General features: G+C 40.0%; 19 protein-coding genes. 8 read left to right on the forward strand and 11 right to left on the reverse strand.

Going from position 1 to position 19,568, the window contains the following annotated elements:
• Positions 1 to 87 precede the first annotated feature (87 nt).
• Positions 88 to 495: a PH domain-containing protein gene (locus tag GD597_RS18390; RefSeq protein WP_171609373.1), complete on the reverse strand. Its 408-nt coding sequence runs from the start codon at positions 493 to 495 to the stop codon at positions 88 to 90.
• Between the two features lie 346 nt (positions 496 to 841).
• Between GD597_RS18390 and GD597_RS18395 the strand changes: the two genes are divergently transcribed.
• The 4 genes from GD597_RS18395 (at position 842) to GD597_RS18410 (ending at position 4,358) form a co-directional block, all read left to right on the forward strand.
• Positions 842 to 1,135, forward strand: coding sequence for a TIGR03643 family protein (locus tag GD597_RS18395; protein WP_171609374.1), 294 nt, complete (start codon positions 842 to 844; stop codon positions 1,133 to 1,135).
• Positions 1,132 to 2,217, forward strand: coding sequence for an FAD-binding domain-containing protein (locus GD597_RS18400; protein WP_171609375.1), 1,086 nt, complete (start codon positions 1,132 to 1,134; stop codon positions 2,215 to 2,217). The genes GD597_RS18395 and GD597_RS18400 overlap by 4 nt, the downstream gene beginning before the upstream one ends.
• Before the next feature lie 60 nt (positions 2,218 to 2,277).
• Complete coding sequence (locus tag GD597_RS18405; protein ID WP_171609376.1) at positions 2,278 to 3,765, forward strand: cryptochrome/photolyase family protein; 1,488 nt, start codon at positions 2,278 to 2,280, stop codon at positions 3,763 to 3,765.
• Between the two features lie 251 nt (positions 3,766 to 4,016).
• A complete protein-coding gene (locus GD597_RS18410) occupies positions 4,017 to 4,358 on the forward strand; it encodes an MmcQ/YjbR family DNA-binding protein (RefSeq protein ID WP_171609377.1) in 342 nt (113 codons plus the stop codon).
• 294 nt (positions 4,359 to 4,652) lie between these two features.
• On the opposite strand, the gene GD597_RS18415 is transcribed toward GD597_RS18410, so the two are convergent.
• Complete coding sequence (locus tag GD597_RS18415; protein WP_171609378.1) at positions 4,653 to 5,585, reverse strand: hypothetical protein; 933 nt, start codon at positions 5,583 to 5,585, stop codon at positions 4,653 to 4,655.
• Positions 5,586 to 5,792: 207 nt separating this feature from the next.
• Positions 5,793 to 7,079, reverse strand: a complete 1,287-nt coding sequence (locus tag GD597_RS18420) for a hypothetical protein (RefSeq protein WP_171609379.1) — start codon at positions 7,077 to 7,079, stop codon at positions 5,793 to 5,795.
• A 368-nt stretch (positions 7,080 to 7,447) separates the two neighbouring features.
• Between GD597_RS18420 and GD597_RS18425 the strand changes: the two genes are divergently transcribed.
• Complete coding sequence (locus GD597_RS18425; RefSeq protein ID WP_171609380.1) at positions 7,448 to 7,975, forward strand: SRPBCC family protein; 528 nt, start codon at positions 7,448 to 7,450, stop codon at positions 7,973 to 7,975.
• Between the two features lie 128 nt (positions 7,976 to 8,103).
• On the opposite strand, the gene kynU is transcribed toward GD597_RS18425, so the two are convergent.
• The 4 genes from kynU to GD597_RS18445 form a co-directional block, all read right to left on the reverse strand.
• Complete coding sequence (gene kynU / locus GD597_RS18430; RefSeq protein WP_171609381.1) at positions 8,104 to 9,381, reverse strand: kynureninase; 1,278 nt, start codon at positions 9,379 to 9,381, stop codon at positions 8,104 to 8,106.
• A 120-nt stretch (positions 9,382 to 9,501) separates the two neighbouring features.
• Entirely contained in the window at positions 9,502 to 10,287 is a 786-nt protein-coding gene (locus GD597_RS18435) for an SDR family oxidoreductase (protein WP_171609382.1), read from the reverse strand.
• Positions 10,288 to 10,295: 8 nt separating this feature from the next.
• On the reverse strand, positions 10,296 to 11,207 hold the full coding sequence (locus GD597_RS18440; protein WP_171609383.1) for a glycerophosphodiester phosphodiesterase: 912 nt from the start codon (positions 11,205 to 11,207) through the stop codon (positions 10,296 to 10,298).
• Entirely contained in the window at positions 11,204 to 11,836 is a 633-nt protein-coding gene (locus GD597_RS18445; protein WP_171609384.1) for an FMN-binding negative transcriptional regulator, read from the reverse strand. Before GD597_RS18445 ends, GD597_RS18440 begins: the two co-directional genes overlap by 4 nt.
• Before the next feature lie 65 nt (positions 11,837 to 11,901).
• On the opposite strand from GD597_RS18445, the gene GD597_RS18450 reads away from it, so the two are divergent.
• Positions 11,902 to 12,456: a hypothetical protein gene (locus tag GD597_RS18450; protein ID WP_171609385.1), complete on the forward strand. Its 555-nt coding sequence runs from the start codon at positions 11,902 to 11,904 to the stop codon at positions 12,454 to 12,456.
• A gap of 199 nt (positions 12,457 to 12,655) precedes the next feature.
• On the opposite strand, the gene GD597_RS18455 is transcribed toward GD597_RS18450, so the two are convergent.
• A complete protein-coding gene (locus tag GD597_RS18455) occupies positions 12,656 to 13,753 on the reverse strand; it encodes an Mrp/NBP35 family ATP-binding protein (protein ID WP_171609386.1) in 1,098 nt (365 codons plus the stop codon).
• A 118-nt stretch (positions 13,754 to 13,871) separates the two neighbouring features.
• On the opposite strand from GD597_RS18455, the gene GD597_RS18460 reads away from it, so the two are divergent.
• Positions 13,872 to 14,513 (forward strand): carboxypeptidase-like regulatory domain-containing protein, encoded by a 642-nt coding sequence (locus tag GD597_RS18460; protein ID WP_171609387.1) that lies wholly within the window; start codon positions 13,872 to 13,874, stop codon positions 14,511 to 14,513.
• A 207-nt stretch (positions 14,514 to 14,720) separates the two neighbouring features.
• Positions 14,721 to 15,617: a 3-hydroxyacyl-CoA dehydrogenase family protein gene (locus GD597_RS18465; protein WP_171609388.1), complete on the forward strand. Its 897-nt coding sequence runs from the start codon at positions 14,721 to 14,723 to the stop codon at positions 15,615 to 15,617.
• A 107-nt stretch (positions 15,618 to 15,724) separates the two neighbouring features.
• Here GD597_RS18465 and GD597_RS18470 read toward each other — a convergent pair whose 3' ends face one another.
• The 3 genes from GD597_RS18470 to GD597_RS18480 all read right to left on the reverse strand — a co-directional run bounded on the left by GD597_RS18470 (position 15,725) and on the right by GD597_RS18480 (position 19,537).
• Positions 15,725 to 16,969, reverse strand: coding sequence for a metallophosphoesterase (locus GD597_RS18470; RefSeq protein WP_171609389.1), 1,245 nt, complete (start codon positions 16,967 to 16,969; stop codon positions 15,725 to 15,727).
• 386 nt (positions 16,970 to 17,355) lie between these two features.
• Positions 17,356 to 18,486 carry a glycosyltransferase family 4 protein gene (locus GD597_RS18475; protein ID WP_171609390.1) on the reverse strand — a complete coding sequence of 377 codons (1,131 nt, stop codon included), beginning with the start codon at positions 18,484 to 18,486 and terminating at the stop codon, positions 17,356 to 17,358.
• Between the two features lie 103 nt (positions 18,487 to 18,589).
• A complete protein-coding gene (locus tag GD597_RS18480; RefSeq protein WP_171609391.1) occupies positions 18,590 to 19,537 on the reverse strand; it encodes a sulfotransferase in 948 nt (315 codons plus the stop codon).
• Positions 19,538 to 19,568 lie beyond the last annotated feature (31 nt).

Consider the following 19,568-nt stretch of genomic DNA (forward strand, 5'->3'; position numbering starts at 1 on the left):
AGCTTTTAATAAAGTGCAGGTGAGGTGAAATTAATATCAGGCACTGCCAATTCTATTATACCAGAAAAGCATTTACTGGCAGTTATTTTATTGGGTTAGAATTTCAATAGCCGGATTAATCTTTAGCAATTCCTGGATAAAAGCAAGCTTATTTTTTGGAGAAATGGTAATACTATCTGTTTGGTTGTATTTTATTTCCAGTCTGTAAATAGATGTGGCAGGTGCTGAGAAAATATCCTTTACCTCCTTTACACTTTGAATCTGGTGAATATTAATAAATTGGTTGACTAAAAAGCCGCATTTAATTTCCAATACATCTTTGCTGATGATATATTTAGTTGAAAGAATTAAATATCCAAAAAAAGCAATAACTGCAGTTGTTATGATTAATGCACTCCAGCTAAAATCTACAATAGCTTCATAGAGTAAAAAACCAAAAAATACTGATATGGGCAGCAACAACTCAAGCCCCACTTTGGAATTAAACTGTTTCATGTTCCATGCTTTTATAATTGCCATAAGATAAAATGCACATATAGCTAATGTAAACAAAATAGTATTAATTGGCAATGATGGTAGAACCGTACAAGCCACTTTACAGGCTTTCCTTATTACCTGTTTGGTCCGGCCGCCCAAAGTATCCAACCGTACAAGAGTGCGACGCAAGTAAAGCCCCAAATAGTTTCCATTGCCGGGTCCCAAAAAATTTATTTCGTATTGAATACTTACATAAAGTCTGCATTGTATACCCCCAGCCGGTTAAACAAATTACTGCAATTACTGTTCTTGTAAGGCAACACCTGCTACCCGATTAACAGCGCTATAAGAAAATAACAATGAGATGAAAAAAGTAGACCTGAATGCATTTAGTGATATAGAAAAAGATAGGATTGTAGAAATGGCATGGGAAGACAGAACCACTTTTGATGCCATAAAAGCACAGTTTGGCATTTCGCAGGGTGAAGTGGAAAAACTTATGCGCAAACAACTTACCAGTAGCGGTTTTAAACGCTGGCGCAAAAGGGTTTCATCGGGGGTGGGCGTTAAACATGCCAATAAAGCTGTTGCCGGAATGTTACGGTTTAAATGCAACAGACAAAGAACCATTAGCATGAATAAAATAGCCAAGAGATGATTGTTGAAACGAGCTATAAAAAGATATTAGAAAAAATTGAGGCGGCGGATGTGATTCGATATGCCGGCAGCAGAAATTATATTGATGGCGCTGTTACTTATTTATCGCCTTATATTTCAAGGGGTGTTATTAGCACCCGGCAGGTATTGGAAACTGTTGTAAGCGCTGGTTTTGCACCAAATACTATAGAAAAATTTATACAGGAACTGGCATGGAGAGATTATTGGCAACAACTTTGGATTAGCTATGGCAACCGTATTGATGAGGATCTGAAACATACACAACCAAAATCTGAAAGATGGGGTATACCTGCGAATATTGTACAAGCCAGCACAGGCATTACGGCTATTGACAATGGTATTGAAGCCCTGTATTCAAACGGTTATATACACAACCATATTAGAATGTATATTGCCTCTATGGCCTGCAATGTTGCCAGGTGCCACTGGAAAATACCGGCGCATTGGATGTACTATCATTTGCTGGACGCCGACTGGGCTAGTAACGCCCTTAGCTGGCAATGGGTTTGCGGTGCCAACAGCAATAAATTATACTATGCCAATCAGGAAAATATAAATAAGTACTGCTATACCAATCAGCGCCAAACAATACTGGATGTAGATTATGAGCAGTTTGGTCAGTTAGCTATTCCTGAATTATTAAATAATACCATTTCGCCCATTTTTACTACGCCATTGCCGCAAACAGTTGCGCCAGTTATTAAACCTGAATTGCCAACTTTGATTTATAATTTTTATAACCTTGACCCAACCTGGCGAAATGAGGATAATGCAAACAGAATATTATTGCTCGAACCTTCTGTTTTTAAAAAATATCCCGTTTCAGAAAAGAGTATTGCATTTTGTATGGCATTGGCAAAAGAGAATATCCCTGATATACAAATTTGGGTAGCCGAATTTGCCGATTTAAAGGCGATAGTACCAGGAGCAATTTATTTTAAGGAACACCCGCTAAACAAGTACGCCGGGCATGAAGATGCCCGTGCCTGGCTCACAAACGTAAAAGGTGCATATCCATCGTTTTTTGCATATTGGAAAAAATGCAAAAAGGAGTTGTATTAAGGTTCCAATAGGTACCATCCAAAAACAATTCAATCATCAAAAAAATAGGGTGTAATAAAAATGCAAAAAGTGAATATCATTTTCCCACACCAGCTATTTGAGGATAGTCCGCTTTTTTCTGAGACCGGAAACTTCTGCCTGGTGGAGGAATTTTTATTTTTCAGGCAGTATAATTTTCACAAGCAAAAAATAGCTTTTCAGCGGGCCAGTATGAAATACTATGAAAACTATTTATGCAGCAAAGGATGCTCAGTACAATATATACAGGCTCACGAGGCACTAGCTGATATAAGATTATTATTGGCAAATTTGCAACAAACAGGTATAAGTGCTATTACTATTATTGATCCGGTAGATGATTGGCTATTAAAAAGAATAAGTAAAAGCTGCCAAAAATTAAACATACAGTTAAGGATATTGGAATCTCCTATGTTTTTAAATACCCGCGAAACATTGTCGGCATTTTTTAAACCCCATAAAAAGAAGTTTTTTCAAACTGAATTTTATAAGCAGGAAAGAATAAACAGAAAAATATTAATTGATGCAGTTGGAAAACCGGTTGGCGGGCAATGGAGTTTTGATGAAGAGAACCGAAAAAAGTATCCTAAGGGTAAGGCTGTAATTAAATTTAACCTGCCCGCAACGAATAACTATTATTTAGAAGCTATAGCCTATACCAATCAATACTTTCCAAATAATGTTGGAATAATTGGAGATGCCATACAATACCCCATTGGATTTGAGGAGAGCAAACAATGGCTGTACACATTTGTACAAACCCGTTTGGCAGCATTTGGAGATTATGAGGATGCCATTTTGCAAAAAGAGATATTGATACACCATAGCTTACTTAGTCCGCTGTTAAATATAGGTATGCTTACTCCGCAACAAGTAACCACTATTATATTGCAAACAGCAAATACCAATTGCATTCCCATCAATTCATTAGAAGGCTTTATACGGCAAATTATTGGATGGCGGGAGTTTATTAGAGGCGTATATATTACCAAAGGCACCGCAGAAAGAGCCAGTAATTTTTGGGGCTTTACCCGAAAAATACCAGCCAGCTTTTATAAAGGAACAACAGGTATTTTACCCATAGACGAAACCATTAGTAAGGTATTGGCAACTGGTTATTGTCATCATATTGAACGACTAATGGTGTTGGGCAACTTTATGCTATTATGCGAGTTTGATCCCAACGAAGTTTACCGTTGGTTTATGGAGTTATTTATTGATGCCTACGATTGGGTAATGGTACCAAATGTGTACGGCATGAGTCAGTTTGCCGATGGTGGGCTTATGGCCACCAAGCCATATATAAGCGGAAGTAATTATCTAATGAAAATGAGCGACTACCCCAAAGGAGACTGGCAGGCAATCTGGGATGCATTATTTTGGCGCTTCTTAGATAAACATCGCCATTTTTTTCTTCAAAATCCAAGGCTGGGTATGTTGGTAAAAACCTTTGATAAATGGGATGACAATAAAAGAAAATCAATTCACCAGCAAGCCAATAATTTTCTATCAACGCTCACGGTAACATAGTACCTGCCATTAAAAGGTTATTTAAAATATAAGCGCAATTTGGCTACATAGTTTTTTAGCCCGACAACAACAATTATAGCAGCTTTACTTGCGTCGCACACTTGTGCTGCAAATCTATAGGCAGCTAAAACATGCCAGTTCATTTCTATAAAACTCCTTAATATAACAAAAATTATAGGAGGAGTAATTGCATATAAATTAGCTAATTTTCATTTTCTATACCTTTGAAATTATAAAAAACATTACTGCATATGGTTTCAATAAATGCATTTAGAAAATTAGCACTTTCTTTTCCCGAAGCAACAGAGGAACCTCATTTTGAAAAAATTTCATTTAGGGTAAAGCAGAAAATCTTTGCTACCTATGATGAGAAATTAAACAGAGCCTGTATAAAACTAAACGAAATTGACCAGAATGTTTTTTCGGCGGCAGATAACACCATTATTTATGCGGTAAACAATAAATGGGGTAAACAAGGCTGGACCCTTATTGAACTAAGTAAGGTACACAATGACCTATTTATTGATGCACTAACCACAGCCTATTGCACAGTGGCACCTAAACAGTTAGCAGATAAAGTTAAAACCAATTAGTGGCGAAAAGAAAACTGCAACTTTCTAAAAAAGCGATAAATTAAAGCTTTTAAAACAACTTCGCAACACAGAATTAGCAAGCACAGATGATACTGATTTGGGTATTGTATAAGCCACGCTCAATAAAAAATTTGACAATATTATTAATGTAATCATTGCTTTTTAACTGCTGATATACCAACCTGAAAGCACAAGTGTGCGACGCAACGGATGAAAAATAGCAGTACTATTGCCTGGTAACAAAATAAAAAAAGCAGCTATAGAGCTGCTTTTAAAATATAATAGATTAATTATTTATTGTACTATAATAATATAAGGAGGCCTGCATTTTACCTCGTTGGCTTTATTGGTAGCAGGGGTAATACTGGTATTTACGGCTCCAATTATAGGGGCCGGTGTTGGGGCAAGTTCCTGGTTAATTAATACTTCGGATTGCTTTATTTTCATTTGCCTTTTAAGACTGGCTGGTATTTCTGCCCTGGTGTGGTAGTAATATAAGCGCAAAGCCATTTTATTTAGGGATTTTGAGCTTTTATCAGACACGCGGTAGTTTAAAACAAAATCTTTAAAAGTGCCGGATAAAGGATTTACACCCAGTGCACCATTGGCAAGGGTTTGCTTAAGATCTATATTACCGGTGGCTTTATCTATTGCCACGCCTTGAGAAGCAAGTTCTAAACCTGGCAATGGTTCATCAGCAAGGCCGTCGCCATCATCATCATCCGGACCATCATCAAATTCGGTGGTGCCATTGTTATCGCCAACGGCAAGTGAAGTATTGGCATTATAAACAGGTGCTGCTGTGCCTGTTTTCTTTGTTTCGTAAATGCTATCCAGATAATTTACACCAGAAATGGTAATATATTTTTTACAGGTATCTGTGGTGCCTGCTGCTACAAACCATATCATATATCTAAGTCCGGTTTCACTTTCGTTGATATCAAAGGCGCCGGTACGTTTATTTATACGCATTTCGCTAGGGAAAACACCAAAAGTACCAGTTAGTGGATTTACAGGGTTGATAATATAGGTTTCTAATGCATCATTGGGGTAAAATACTGAATCGGGATAAGCAAACTGGTCGCATACACTTAATGCCAAACCGGTAGATTGCTGTGCGGCCTGTGCAGCCAAAGCGTTTAATTCCTGACTGGTAGTTTCTTTACTGCAGGATGCACCAAATACCAGTGCAAATGCAATTATGGCAAAACAATTAGATAATCTCATACAAATAATTTTATGGATAATTTTTAAGGTTTTAAGTGCTAAAATTGAATTTAAGGTGTGTAAAAGTAATTCCTTAATTCTTTTAAGCTGCTTAAGATACCCTGAAAAGGAAAAATTGATGGCTGAACAAGTATTTTATTGTTTTGGGTAAAATAGGGTTGCCCTGGAAAGGGCAACCCTTACATTGTATAAGAACCAAACAAAAGACTAGCCACCAATTTCACCGCCGCCGTTGCCACCGCCACCGTTACCGCCGCCGCCGTTTCCACCGCCACCATTTCCACCGCCACCATGATGGCCACTATCATCGGCTGTATCACCTACACCATCATTATCATCGTCTTTATCATCAACATCAAGTACACCATCATTGTCATCGTCAGCATCAAGATCATCGCTAACACCATCGTTATCATCATCGGTATCCACATCATTACCCATATCGTCATTATCAAAATCATTATCACTATTGTCGTCTAATGTATCAGAAATACCATCATTATCATCATCGGTATCTACATCATCATTAATACCATCATTATCATCATCCAGATCAGATTTATCAGCAATTCTATCGCCATCATCATCCTTATCCAGATTATTGTTTATACCATCATCATCCAAATCGTTATCCCCATCACCGCCATTAATAGAGTTATGGTCGCTGTCAAAATTATCGTTCATGCCATCATTGTCATCATCTGCATCATCAGTATCTAAAATACCATCGTTATCATCATCAATATCGTTGGCATCATTTAGGCCATCATTATCATCATCGCTATCACCTAATTCATTTTCCATACCATCGTTATCAAAATCGCTGTCGTTCTCAGTATCAAGTCTATCACCAATACCATCGTTATCATCATCTTTATCCAAATCATCGGTAACTCCGTCATTGTCATCATCCGTATCTACGTCGTCAGATAAACCGTCATTGTCATCATCCTTATCTTCTTTGTTAGATACACCATCGTTATCTTCATCATTATCGTTATTGCTGTCAAAGCCATCGTTAATGCCGTCGTTATCATCATCGCTATCCACATCGTCATTAATGCCATCGTTATCATCATCAAGGTCATTTGCATCACCAACGCCATCATTGTCGTCATCCTTGTCTTTGCTGTTCAATATGCCATCGTCGTCACTATCGTTATCGCCAATACCACCTTTAGAATTGTCATGGTCAATATCCATGTTATCATCCAAACCATCATTGTCATCATCACCATCTCTAAAATCCTGTACGCCATCGTTATCATCATCAATATCGGCTACATCATCAATGCCATCATTATCATCATCGGCATCAGCTACCTCGTTCTCAAGGCCATCATTGTCATAATCGTTATCATTTACTTCTTGCAGTGCATTAGCAGTAGTGGTAGATTGTAACGGTGCAGTAACCGGTAAGGTTTGTACTTCTTTGTTGCAGGATAGTAATGCTACCATTACTACGGCTGCCATCAGCAGGGATTGTTTTTTCATGTTTTGTATCATTTTTTGGTTTGTTAATAAGCCATTTACGCTAAATAAACCGGCTCTTAACTCTGTTGCCACCAAAATGCAGAATGTAACCAGTACCTAAAAAAAATCCTGCTACCTGCCTTATATTAAAATTGTTTATGAACCCGTCATTTTAAATCTATTAAGCTTTACTTGCGTCGCACTCTTGTACGGCATAATGCTTTTCAGCTTTAATAAAGTAAGCTTAAGTATGCTGTGTTTGCCAGGAAAAGGATTGTTATTAAAGCATAAAGCATCCTGGAATACTAAAATGAGGAACCGTTCTCCGGAAGGCAATTCCATGGAATTCGCTACCTGCTTTTTATTGAAAAACTGTACATTAGCATATTATGACGACCATACTAATTATACTTGCAGCCATCATACTAGTTGTGTTTATAGCACACCTGCTTGCCAAAAAAGAAATGAATATTGTAAAGGAGATTACCATACAAAAACCTGCAGATCAGGTATATGCCTATCTTAAGCTCACAAAAAACCAGGATTATTTCAGCACCTGGAATATGTTGGACCCTTCCATGAAAAAAGAATACGAAGGCTCTGACGGGCAAGTGGGTTTTATTTACAGATGGGATAGTGCCACCAATAAAAATGTTGGCGCTGGCGAACAGGAAATTATTAAAATGGAGGAAGGTAAAAGCATTGATTATAAATTGCAGTTTTTGAGACCAATGAAAAATACCGCTTATTCAGGTTTTCTTATTACTGCAACCAATAGCCAATCAACCACCGTACAATGGCGTTTTTATGGGCCAACTAAATTCCCCATGACTATTTTTAAAAGTGTATTCGAAAAAATGCTGGGTAAAGATTTAGAAAAGGGGTTGGCTACCTTAAAACAGGTATTAGAAAATTAATACCCACCTGATTACCGGCATAAATATCCGCATTTGCTGGTAGGTAGTCCATATTTGGTTGAATTGGCATTCTACAGCACAAGTGTGCGACGCAAGTAAAGCCAAATGTGCTTGCTACTGCCTGGCAACTATTCCTCCCCCGTATTTTGCAAAACCTGCTGCATAATCTGTACACACTCATACACATCAGTAAAAGAACAATAGAGTGGCGTAGGTGCAATACGAATTACACCAGGTTCACGGTAATCTACTACAATGCCATTTGCCAATAAAGCCTCATACACTGCTCGACCCTTTTTAGTAAAAAACAGGCAAAGCTGTGCACCCCTTTCTGCCTCATTATCAGGGGTAATAATGCTGAATATATTTTTCTGCAAAGGTTCTAATAAGTAAGCAAGAAAGTTGGTGAGCAGCATACTTTTGTTACGCAAATTTTGCATGCCAGCCGCATCAAATAATTGAAGGGAGGCTTTTAGCGCTACCATATTAAAAACGGGTGTTGTGCTCAGGTTCCAGCCACTGGCATTGGGTTTGGCAAAAAAGCCCTTTTCCATTTTAAAACGGGTGCTTTCATCGTTGCCCCACCAACCGGCCAGGCGGGGCAATTGGGTTTGTTGGGCATAATGCTCATGTACAAAAACCCCTGCGGCTGCACCCGGACCTGCATTTAAATATTTGTAGCTGCACCAAACCGCAAAATCAACATTCCATTGATGTAATTGGGTGGGTACATTACCGGTAACATGTGCCAAATCCCAGCCAGCAATGGCGCCGGCTTTATGGGCAGCGGCGGTAATGGCTTCTATATTAAATAATTGGCCGGTATAATAATTAATACCCCCAAAAACCACCATTGCCAGACTGGTACTATTGGCTTCAATTGCCGTTAAAATATCTTCCTGACTTATTAGTTTTTCGCCGGGTCGGGGGGCAATTTCTATAATGGCGTCATCAGGCCTAAATCCATGGTGTTTTACCTGGGTTTCTATTGCATATTGATCAGAAGGGAAGGCGCCTGCTTCCATGATGATTTTATAGCGTTGTGCGGTTGGTTGGTAAAAACTCAACATCATCAAATGCAGGTTTACGGTTAGCGCATTCATAACCGTAATTTCCTCGGGTTTAGCGCCAACAATTTGTGCTAGTGAGCCACGCAAAAATTCGTGGTAATGCAGCCATGGATGGGGACCTTTAAAATAACCCTCTATAGCCAGATTACGCCAGGTGGCCAATTCAATTTCTATTGCTGCAGCTACGTTTTTTGGCTGCAAACCCAGGGAGTTACCGCAGAAATAAATCACATCACGGTCATTATGTTGCGGAAAATAAAACTGCCCACGGTAGGGTGCCAAAGCATCTGCCGCATCGAGTGATTGTGCAAAAGACAAGCTGTTTTGAAATTGCATATGTTAGAATTAAATCAGCACATTAATAGATTTGTATTTAACAGCTGCATGATGTTATGCAGTACAAGAGTGCGACGCAAGGATGTATTATAGTTATTCATTTGCCGGGCTAATAAATAGCTATATGCTTCCTGTTCTGCCGCCATCTACAGGTATACTGGCACCATTTACGTACGATGCGGCAGGTGAAGCCAGAAATGCAGCAACAGCAGCAATTTCTGCGGCATCACCAAAACGTTTCATGGGCACTTCGGCAACCATTGCTGCGGTTACTTCTTCTTTGGTAGCATGTTTGGCTGCGGCAATAGTTAACACCAGGCTATCTAACCTTTTGGTACTGGTAAAACCGGGTAATACATTGTTTACGGTGATATTGTACTGCCCCAACTCGTTGGCCATTGTTTTGGCCCAGGAGGCAACCGCACCGCGAATGGTATTTGACACACCCAGGTTATTTAAAGGAATTTTTACCGAAGTGGAAATGATATTGATAACCCGGCCATAAGCATCCTGTTTCATACCGGGCGTTACAGCTTTTACCAATAAGTGATTACAGATAAGGTGCTGATTAAAGGCATGCAGAAATGCTTCTTCACTGGCTTCTATAATTGGGCCTGCTGCAGGACCGCCAGTATTGTTAATGAGGATATGCACTGTAGTATGCTGCACCAGGGCTTGTATTACAGTATTTACCTCGGCAGGCTTGCTAAAATCGGCCACCAGGTAGCCATGCTGCTGGCCTTCGCTTGCAGGCAGTAATGTTATGGCCTGTTCCAAGGCAGCTGTATTACGTGCCATTAAAATACAGTTGGCGCCCATACCCGCCAGTTCTATGGCGGTAGCTAAACCGATACCTTGTGTGCTGCCACAGATTAATGCGGTTTTACCTGATAAGGAAATATTCATATGACTGCTTATTTAAGCGGTTGATTAAATAGATTGGGATAATCGCTGATAATACCATCTACACCAATATTACGCAAACGGGCTATTTCGGTGGCATCATTCACCGTCCATGGAATTATTTGTATACCGGTATCATGGCATTGCTTTACCAGCAATGGCGTTACCAGTTGGTATGCCGGACTATAAATAGTGGGTATAAAACCAAGGTCTTTTAGCTGAAGTGCAAATGATTTTGTATCAGTATCCTCAATTAATAAGGTTGTTTTAATAGTGGGATAATGCTGATGCAGGTATTGCAGGGAGCGAATATCAAAAGATTGAATAATAACCCTGCTTTCAATATGCTTCTCCAGCACAATTGTCATAATTTTTTCTACAAATACGGCAGGTTTTGGGTGAAAAATATCATCTGTTTCGGGCAGGCATTTGGTTTCTATATTGTATTGAACCGGCGACTTTCCTGTTGAGGTAGTATAAGCTTCTACGCTATCAATTACAGCGGTAAGTAAAGGCTTAATGGCTGCTAGTTTTTGTTGTTGCGGAAATCGTGGGTGCGGCTTTAAACCCACATCAAATGTTTTTATTTCCGCATAATTCATTTTGTACAGGTTCAGGCTTTTCTCTTCGGCCTGTGATACAAAACTGCCATCCGGTTTTGTAGTAATCTCGTGGTTAAAAAAAGGTTCATGGCTCATTACTACGGCCCCATCTGCACTAATAATGGCATCCATTTCAATGGTAGTTACGCCAAGGTCTATAGCATGCAGGTAGGCAGCTATGGTATTCTCAGGCATCAATCCCCGGCAGCCCCGGTGACCTTCTTTATCAAAGCTGCCCGATAAAGCTGTATAAGATGGGTTAATATGTGAATGGCAGCTCATAATGGTTATGATGGCACAAAAGGCAACTAAGTTTTTCATTTGGGAAATATTTGGTGTTTTTGTTGCTGCATGTTAGCAGCAATTTCTTTGGCATCGGTACCCTGTGTTTCCAGTTGGTTAATAATATTATCATAGGTTTTTTCATCACGGTTCTGGCTTAGTTTAAACACATGTTCCAGGGCAGTAATTTCAATTTCAAAACCCACAATCGCTTTCATCATTTGTTGCAGGTAGGTATCTTCCATTTTTTCTACCAATGCGGGGGAATTGGCTTCATTTTCAAAATGGCGGGTAAGTTTTGCCAATAGGGTAAGTAATCCCTCTTCGTTTAAAAAGCGCAGCTGGCCACTGGCATGCACGGCCTGATAATTCCAGGTGCTGGCAGTTTGCGGATGCTGATACCAACTGGCGCTTACATAGGTATGCGCCCCCTGAAACACTGCCAATACATTGGGGTTATTTTCAAACGCCCTGGTATGCTGTTGCTTGCGCATAATATGTGCCTGTAGGTATAGCACACCATCCCGTTCTTCAATTAACACGGGCACATGAGTGGCAACAGGTTTGCCCAATGTATCTGTGCCACATAATAATATAAAGGGATGTGCCTGCATAAAAGCCAATACATCTTCATTATCGGCCGCTTTAAAATAAGGAGTATGGTACATAATATGAAGGTAATTTTATTGCCGTACATTAGTATCATTAAACAAATACCAATACAAAAATTATAGTGAAAATTATTCCCCTGATCAGCTTAGTAATTTTATTAGTCATAAGTACCCAACAAAGTAAGGCACAGATAATAGTGGATACTGCCAGCCATCATGCTGCAGATACAACGCTTGTACAAAAGCCAGTGGATGCGATACCTGAACCGGATGATGAGTTTAATATTTTTTTGTTGTTCATCGGTACTGCTTTTATGTGCGCAATGGTTGGGGCAGCTATTATTGGGGCTTTTGCAGCGGCATTGGTATTGCTTATGATAGCAGTTTTTATTGGCGCCGGTATTATTTCAAGTGCTGTATTGGTGGGTTTATATAAAAAATCTATTAGTGCCGGATTTACAACTTTGCTGATAATTATATGTGTGCTGGGTGGTGCAGTATTGGGTAGTGGCGCACTGTTGCTGGCAAAAGATATATTTAACTTTAGTATTACCCCTGTCAATGCTTTGTTAACAGGAGCAGCCGGCGGGGGCATTGGCGGTTTATTGATGGCTTTTATAATTAGGAAAATGATAAAGGCCATTTTTACCATTTTTAAAAATAAGCTTTCCCAATAAACGCATTATTGTATTAGCCCGGCTGCAGCACCTGCTGCAGTTTTACTTGCGTCGCACTCTTGTACTGCAGATTAAATGGCAACTGGTAAAATACAAAGCAAATACTAATTGCCTTGTGCTGCCCATAGTGCTAACCGTACAAGAGTGCGACGCAAGAGTAGCCCCATTATTTATCAAAAGCCGGGGCCAAAACTTGGTATTAATTGGTTTCCATTTCTATCACTTTAGTACTGGCCATATTGGCATTACGTACGGCAATATTACGTGCAGCCAGCCCAGCAAAATCTTCCAGTGCTTTTTTGCTAATGGGGTCATCGCCTACCATGGCTGGCACACCGGCGTCGCCGCCTTCTCGTATGCTTTGTACCAATGGTATCTGGCCCAGAAATGGCAGATCGTATTCATCGGCAAGGCGTTTACCGCCATCTTTACCAAACAGGTAATATTTATTATTGGGCAGCTCGGCCGGAGTGAAGTATGCCATATTTTCAACCAATCCTATAATGGGCACATTTATTTGCGCCTGGCCAAACATGGCAATACCTTTTTTGGCATCAGCAAGTGCTACGTTTTGCGGGGTGGTTACAATTACCACACCTGTAACGGGTACGGTTTGCATTAGCGTTAAATGAATATCGCCGGTGCCGGGAGGCATGTCTATTACCAGGTAATCAAGGTTGCCCCAATCCACATCAGTTACAAACTGGCGAATGGCGCTGCTGGCCATGGGTCCACGCCAAACAACGGCATTTTTTTCATCCACCAATAAGCCAATACTCATTAGTTTAATGCCATAACGTTCCAACGGCATAATCATGCCTTTGCCATTAACGTCTTTCATCATGGGTCGCTCTCCACGAACGCCAAACATAATGGGTACACTGGGGCCATAAATATCAGCATCCATTAAACCTACGCTGGCGCCGCCCTTTGCAAAAGCCAGTGCCAGGTTAGCGGCTATGGTACTTTTACCTACACCACCCTTGCCGCTTACCACTGCAATAATATTTTTTACCCCGGGTAAAACACTTTGGGCATCTTTACGGTTGCTGCTGGTATTTGAGGTAAAATGTACGGTAACATTCGCATTTTTATTAACCAGTATACGCACCGCATTAATGCAGGCCGTTTGCATCATATCCTTCATTGGGCAGGCCGGGGTGGTAAGAATTACTGTAAAAGCAACATCATCACCATCTATTACAATATCTTTTACCATGTTCAAGGTTACCAGGTCTTTACCCAGGTCTGGCTCCTGTACATTACTAAGCGCCTTTAAAATATCTGCTTCTGTCATCACACATTATTTTGTTAAAAAGAATTATTTTGTTGCAAAATTAATCCCCAATGGGGTTATTTTGTTTGAATAATATTGCTGTTAGTGCAGCAAGTTACTTTTAAAAAGCCTTTACTGCATGAAGCAATTGTTACAATACAGCGTTTTTTTCTTTATACTCTTCTTCGCGGCAACGGCCCATGCACAAAATACGCAGCAGGATTCTGTAATTCAATTATATGGTGTGGTAATGACGGCCGATAGTCTGGATGCCATCCCATCAGCCAGTGTAATTGTAGAAGATAAACTTAGGGGCACATTTACCAATGGGCAAGGTGTATTTTCAATTGTGGTGCTGAAGGGTGATGTTATCCGCTTTTCCTGTGTTGGTTTTAAAGACAAACTCATTACTATTCCGCGTAATTTAAATAGTAACCAGTACAGTATTATACAGTTAATGGTTACTGATACGGCCTATTTGCCAGCCACCATATTAAGACCAAGGCCTTCCCGGTCTCAGTTTGAACGCGATTTTGTGAATACGTATGTGCCTGCAGATGCGTTTGAAATTGCCCGTCAAAATACCAGCGAAGCTACACGCCGTGCCTTAATTGCAGCCTTGCCCGCCGATGGCAGAGAAGCCGTTAGCGCACAAATGCGGGCCACTGCACAAAAATATACCTACCAAGGGCAGGTGCCGCCACAAAACATTTTTAACCCCATGGCCTGGGCCGAGTTTATACAGGCATGGAAACGCGGCGATTTTAAGAAAAAGAATTAGTGGTTGTACCTGGCTGATTTGCTAAATGCGGCTTTACTTGCGTCGCACACTTGTGCTGCAGGATAAATATGGGCAAACAGCCATCATAATTGTACACAATAACTGCATAACAGGCAGTTTAGAAATCCGGTAAAATAATCTCCGCGTCAAACTTAACAACCGTTAGCTTGGTTTACATTTGTAGCCACAAATAAAAATAGTACTGATATGCTTAAAAACATTGCAGTTATAGGTGCCGGCACCATGGGTAATGGTATTGCCCATGTATTTGCCCAATATGGTTTTAGTGTTACATTAATTGATGTAAATGCAGCTCAACTGGAAAAGGCTGTAGCCACCATTACCAAAAATTTTGACAGGCAGGTGGCAAAAGGCACTTTAACTGCAGAACAACAACAACAGGCATTGGCTTTAATAAATACCAATACCCATATTACCAGCGGTGTAAAAGAAGCCCAGCTGGTGGTAGAAGCGGCTACAGAAAATATAGACCTTAAACTGCAAATATTTAAACAGCTGGATGAAGCTGCCCCGGCAGATTGCATTTTGGCTTCTAATACATCGTCTATTTCCATAACAAAAATAGCAGCGGCAACTAAAAGACCGGAACAGGTGATTGGTATGCATTTTATGAACCCCGTACCAGTAATGAAACTGGTAGAAATTATTAACGGCTATGCTACCAGCAAAACTGTAACCGATACCATTTTTGCCCTAAGTACACAATTAAACAAAGTACCCTGCGTGGTAAACGATTACCCCGGTTTTATTGCCAATAAAATTCTAATGCCCATGATTAATGAAGCGATTTACAGCTTATACGAAGGCATTGCAGGCGTTACAGAAATAGATACCATCATGAAACTGGGTATGGCCCACCCCATGGGACCTTTACAATTAGCAGATTTTATTGGGCTGGATGTATGCCTGAGCATTTTAAACGTTTTATACAATGGCTTTGGCAATACCAAATATGCGCCATGCCCCCTTTTGGTAAATATGGTTACTGCCGGTAAACTGGGCGCAAAAAATGGCGAAGGCTTTTATACCTACACACCGGGGAGTAAAGAATTGGTGGTAAGCAAACAGTTTACAAAAGAATAGAAATAAGGATTAGCTGCATAGCATTATCAGCCGCAAAAGTGTGCGACGCAAGTAAAGCCCAAAAGTGTTACTTATGCCGGGCTACAAACAATTGCATGCCCTAAAAATTAAGCCAGTTCTATCACCGTTATTTCGGGCATAATACCAACGCGGCCGGGGTAACCTATAAAGCCATAGCCCCGGTTTACATATAATTTTTGATTGCCGCTTTGGTATAGTCCGGCCCATTCTTTATAAAACCATTGTACGGGGCTCCATTTAAAATAGGGGTTTTCCAGGCCAAACTGCATGCCATGGGTATGGCCGCTTAGCATAATATCAATATCGCTGTAATGTGGGCGAACTTCTGCATCCCAATGGCTGGGATCGTGGCTCATTAATATTTTAAAAGGGTATTTTTCGGTGCCGGCATAGGCTTCCTTCATTTTACCATATTTGGGAAAATTGCCAAATGCACTCCAGTTTTCTATTCCTAATAACGCAATTTGTGCATTGTCTTTTTCCAGCGCCACATGTTCGTTCATTAGCAAACGCCAGCCCAAATTGGCATGCACGGTTTTAAGGTCTTCCAGATTTTTTGCTTTTTCAGCCGGGGTAGGCCATGCAACATAATCGCCATAATCGTGATTACCCAGGGTACTAAATACACCCATAGGTGCTTTAAGCCGGCTAAATACATCCATATATTGCTGCATCTCGGTGGAACGGTCGTTTACCAGGTCTCCGGTAAATAAAATAATATCGGGGTTTTGTGCCAGCACCAAATCAACCCCTTTTTGAACGGCGGCCTTATCGTTAAAGCTACCGCTATGTATATCACTAATATGTACAATTTTAAACCCTTTAAAAGCTGCCGGCAGGTTGTTAAATGCCAGCTTAACTTTTTTAACCTGGTAATTATATTTATTAGAAAAACCATATAGCAAAGTAGAAAAAAGTCCACCACCTAAGGCAATACCCAGCCAGCTTAAAAACACACTACGGGTAATGGCTCCTTCCTGTGCAAAATTGGCACCGGTGCCGGGGAACAACTTTGCCATAAGCCACATGCTGCCGCGGCGAATATCATCTACCAGGAAAAAAACACTACCAATGATTTTGGCAAAAAACAACCCCACCAAAATGGCAAACACATAATTTCTAAACGCAATATTGGTTTGAAAAAATTGTACAAACGGGAACAATGCAATGGTAATAATGCCAATGGCAGATATGGACCAGTAAATGGAATAGATGGTCCATTTCATTTTCTCAGAACTGTTTTGCGATACTGTGCGCAGAGCCATAAACACATAGCAATCTATCAATAGCATTACAATTAAAATAATCCACCAGCTGGATGTATTGCGCATACCAAATAATTTTTTACAAAGTACAATAAATACACAGAGATTGTTCGCAACTATTCTATAAATGGTTACCCGTAAATTATCTGCTATTTATTTTGAGCCCGACTGTACAGCTTTATTGGGCTGTACTTGCGTCGCACACTGCAGGGTTCGGGGTGCATGGCGGCTGAGCTAAGATTATCTGGGAAAGACTAAGCAAATGCTTGAAGAGGCTGATTAACCAATAGCTTTTTAAGGTTATCAGATAAAATTGGTTGATGATTACTTTTGTATCTGCACGTTTCTATAAATACAATTAGACAATGCTGTACAAAAAATTATCCATCTTCCTCCTCTTCTTTCAAATCAATCAGCCCTGACTATTAAACTTCAACAAGAATGTTGAGATCTTATTTACCCATCATTCCTCTATACAAATCAATAATCTCGTTTACCTGTTTGGTTAAAGAGTAATACTTAATTACAAATTCACGGGCTTTGCTGCTTTGGGTAAAATAGCTTTCCGGGTTTTGGGTGTATGCTACTACTTCATCTGCAATTGCTTCGGGGTTAAAGCCATCAAACTTGTAACCTACCCCACCAAAATCTAATTGCTTAATACCGCCCACATTGCTTACAACAGGTATACAGCCGCAACTCATGGCTTCTAATAATGCGAGTGGTAAACCTTCAAAATCGCTGGTAAGCAAAAAAATATCAATTTGCTTGTAAACGCTTAATGTATCGTTTAGTTTGCCGGGTAATTGTATAATACCATCCAGTTTGTATTCAGTAATTTTTTGGCGCAGCATATCATCATCAGGGCCATCGCCTACCATGATAAATTGTATGGCCGGATTTTTTTTATGTATTGCTGCTGCAACTTCCACCCACCTGTCTACCCGTTTTTGCGGACGAAACCTGGCCACTAAACCTACCGTTAAAGTTTGTGCCGGCTGCAATTGCATACGGTGGTTACAGTAAAATTTATTGGTATCTATGCCGTTTAAAATAGTGATTTCCTTTTGGGTTTTAAAAAACCAGCCCTTGCGGTATTTACGCACTACTTCGCCTACTTCTTCTGATACATAAATCAGGCAATCAAAAAAACCATAGGTTAAACCACTCAGGTAATAATTGTATTTATCGTAAAAGTTTACCAGGTTATGTTCGCTGTAAATAAATTTGGTTTTGCGGCAAAACAATTTTGCTACAATGCCCATCCAGCCGGCAACTGGTAAGTGCATATGCACTACATCGTATTGGCCTTTGGCAATATCACGTAAAAACTGAATGTATTGAAACAGAAAAGCAGGGGTAGTAATACGGTAATAAAAGAAGTTGCGGATATTGGGTGCTACTTCATCCTTTAAACCCAGCTTTTTATGATCGAGCACAAACACATCAGAAATAATTTGCTCTTTAAACTCCCGTTGCGCAAAAAATTCACGTAATAATACTTCGGCGCCGCCATAGCTAAATACGCGTATTACATGTGCTACTTTTATTTTACCGTTTGTTGCTGTGTTTGTTGTTTCCATTGTGCTGTGCTATTTTGCCGCATTTACTTGTTGCCGTACAAGAGTGCGACGCAAGTAAAGCTGCCATTGCATATGCGGCCGGGCTAATACGTTTTACTTTTGTTTAATTGGTATATGGCGCTACAATTTCAAGAATGCGTTGCTTTGTTTCGTTGCTAAACACCAATTTTTTTGAGCTAACCACATTGCGGTTACTTACTACCATTTCTTCTATGTATTTATCTACATTTTGCGATGCTGGCAAACCTGCAAAATCGAGTATTTTTTTCACCAGTGCTTTGGGGTCTTTTACAAATTCCTCGTAGCGGGTTTCTAAAATGGGTACACCGGTTTTTTTAATTTCCATTTCGGTGGTTTCCATTAGTTTGCGGTATTGAAAGGCAGTAATTAAAGCGGGGTCGTGATACAGCTTTTCTGCCTCGGTTTCTTCTTCTTTTGTATAGGCACCTACCCACCATAAACGGTTAATACCCTTGGTTTGCCAAAAACCAACCTGTAACCAGGAACGCACAGTGGCAATGGGTTCACGGGCAATACTTATAAAAATAGCATCGGGAAATATACTGGTTAAATATTCCAGCCTTGCAGGGCCGGTAAACTTAATAATCAACCTTTGCCTGCCCTGGTATTTTACCTGTTTGGCAAGGTGGGTACGTATGGTTTTTTTCTCTTCGGCAGTTGCTTTTTCGCCCAACAAAAATCCACGCGAAAAATCTATTCTTTTACCGGTAATATATTCCCAAAAAGCATAACGCTCAATAGGATTAAAAATAAGGAGATTTAAAAAATTACCCCATTTTTGGCGGGTGTTTTTGCTGTTACCCACAAAGGTCCAAAACTTAATCAGGCGCCACCATTTGTTATCAAAAAAGCGGCGCAGGTAATTAATGGCGGCCGAATGGGTAAATAATTCCTGGTAATTATTATGCCAGGCTAATTGCTCGTGCTGAAAAATAATTTCAGAAATAATAGTGGTGCCGGAGCGGCCACTGCCAAAAATAATGATCGGCTTTTGCAGCAATTCTTCATATTTAATTGGCGAGTCACTCATATGCTATAAGGTTGTTTATATAAGCAGTTTA

The organism is Limnovirga soli, assembly GCF_013106755.1.
Lineage (GTDB): Bacteria > Bacteroidota > Bacteroidia > Chitinophagales > Chitinophagaceae > Limnovirga > Limnovirga soli.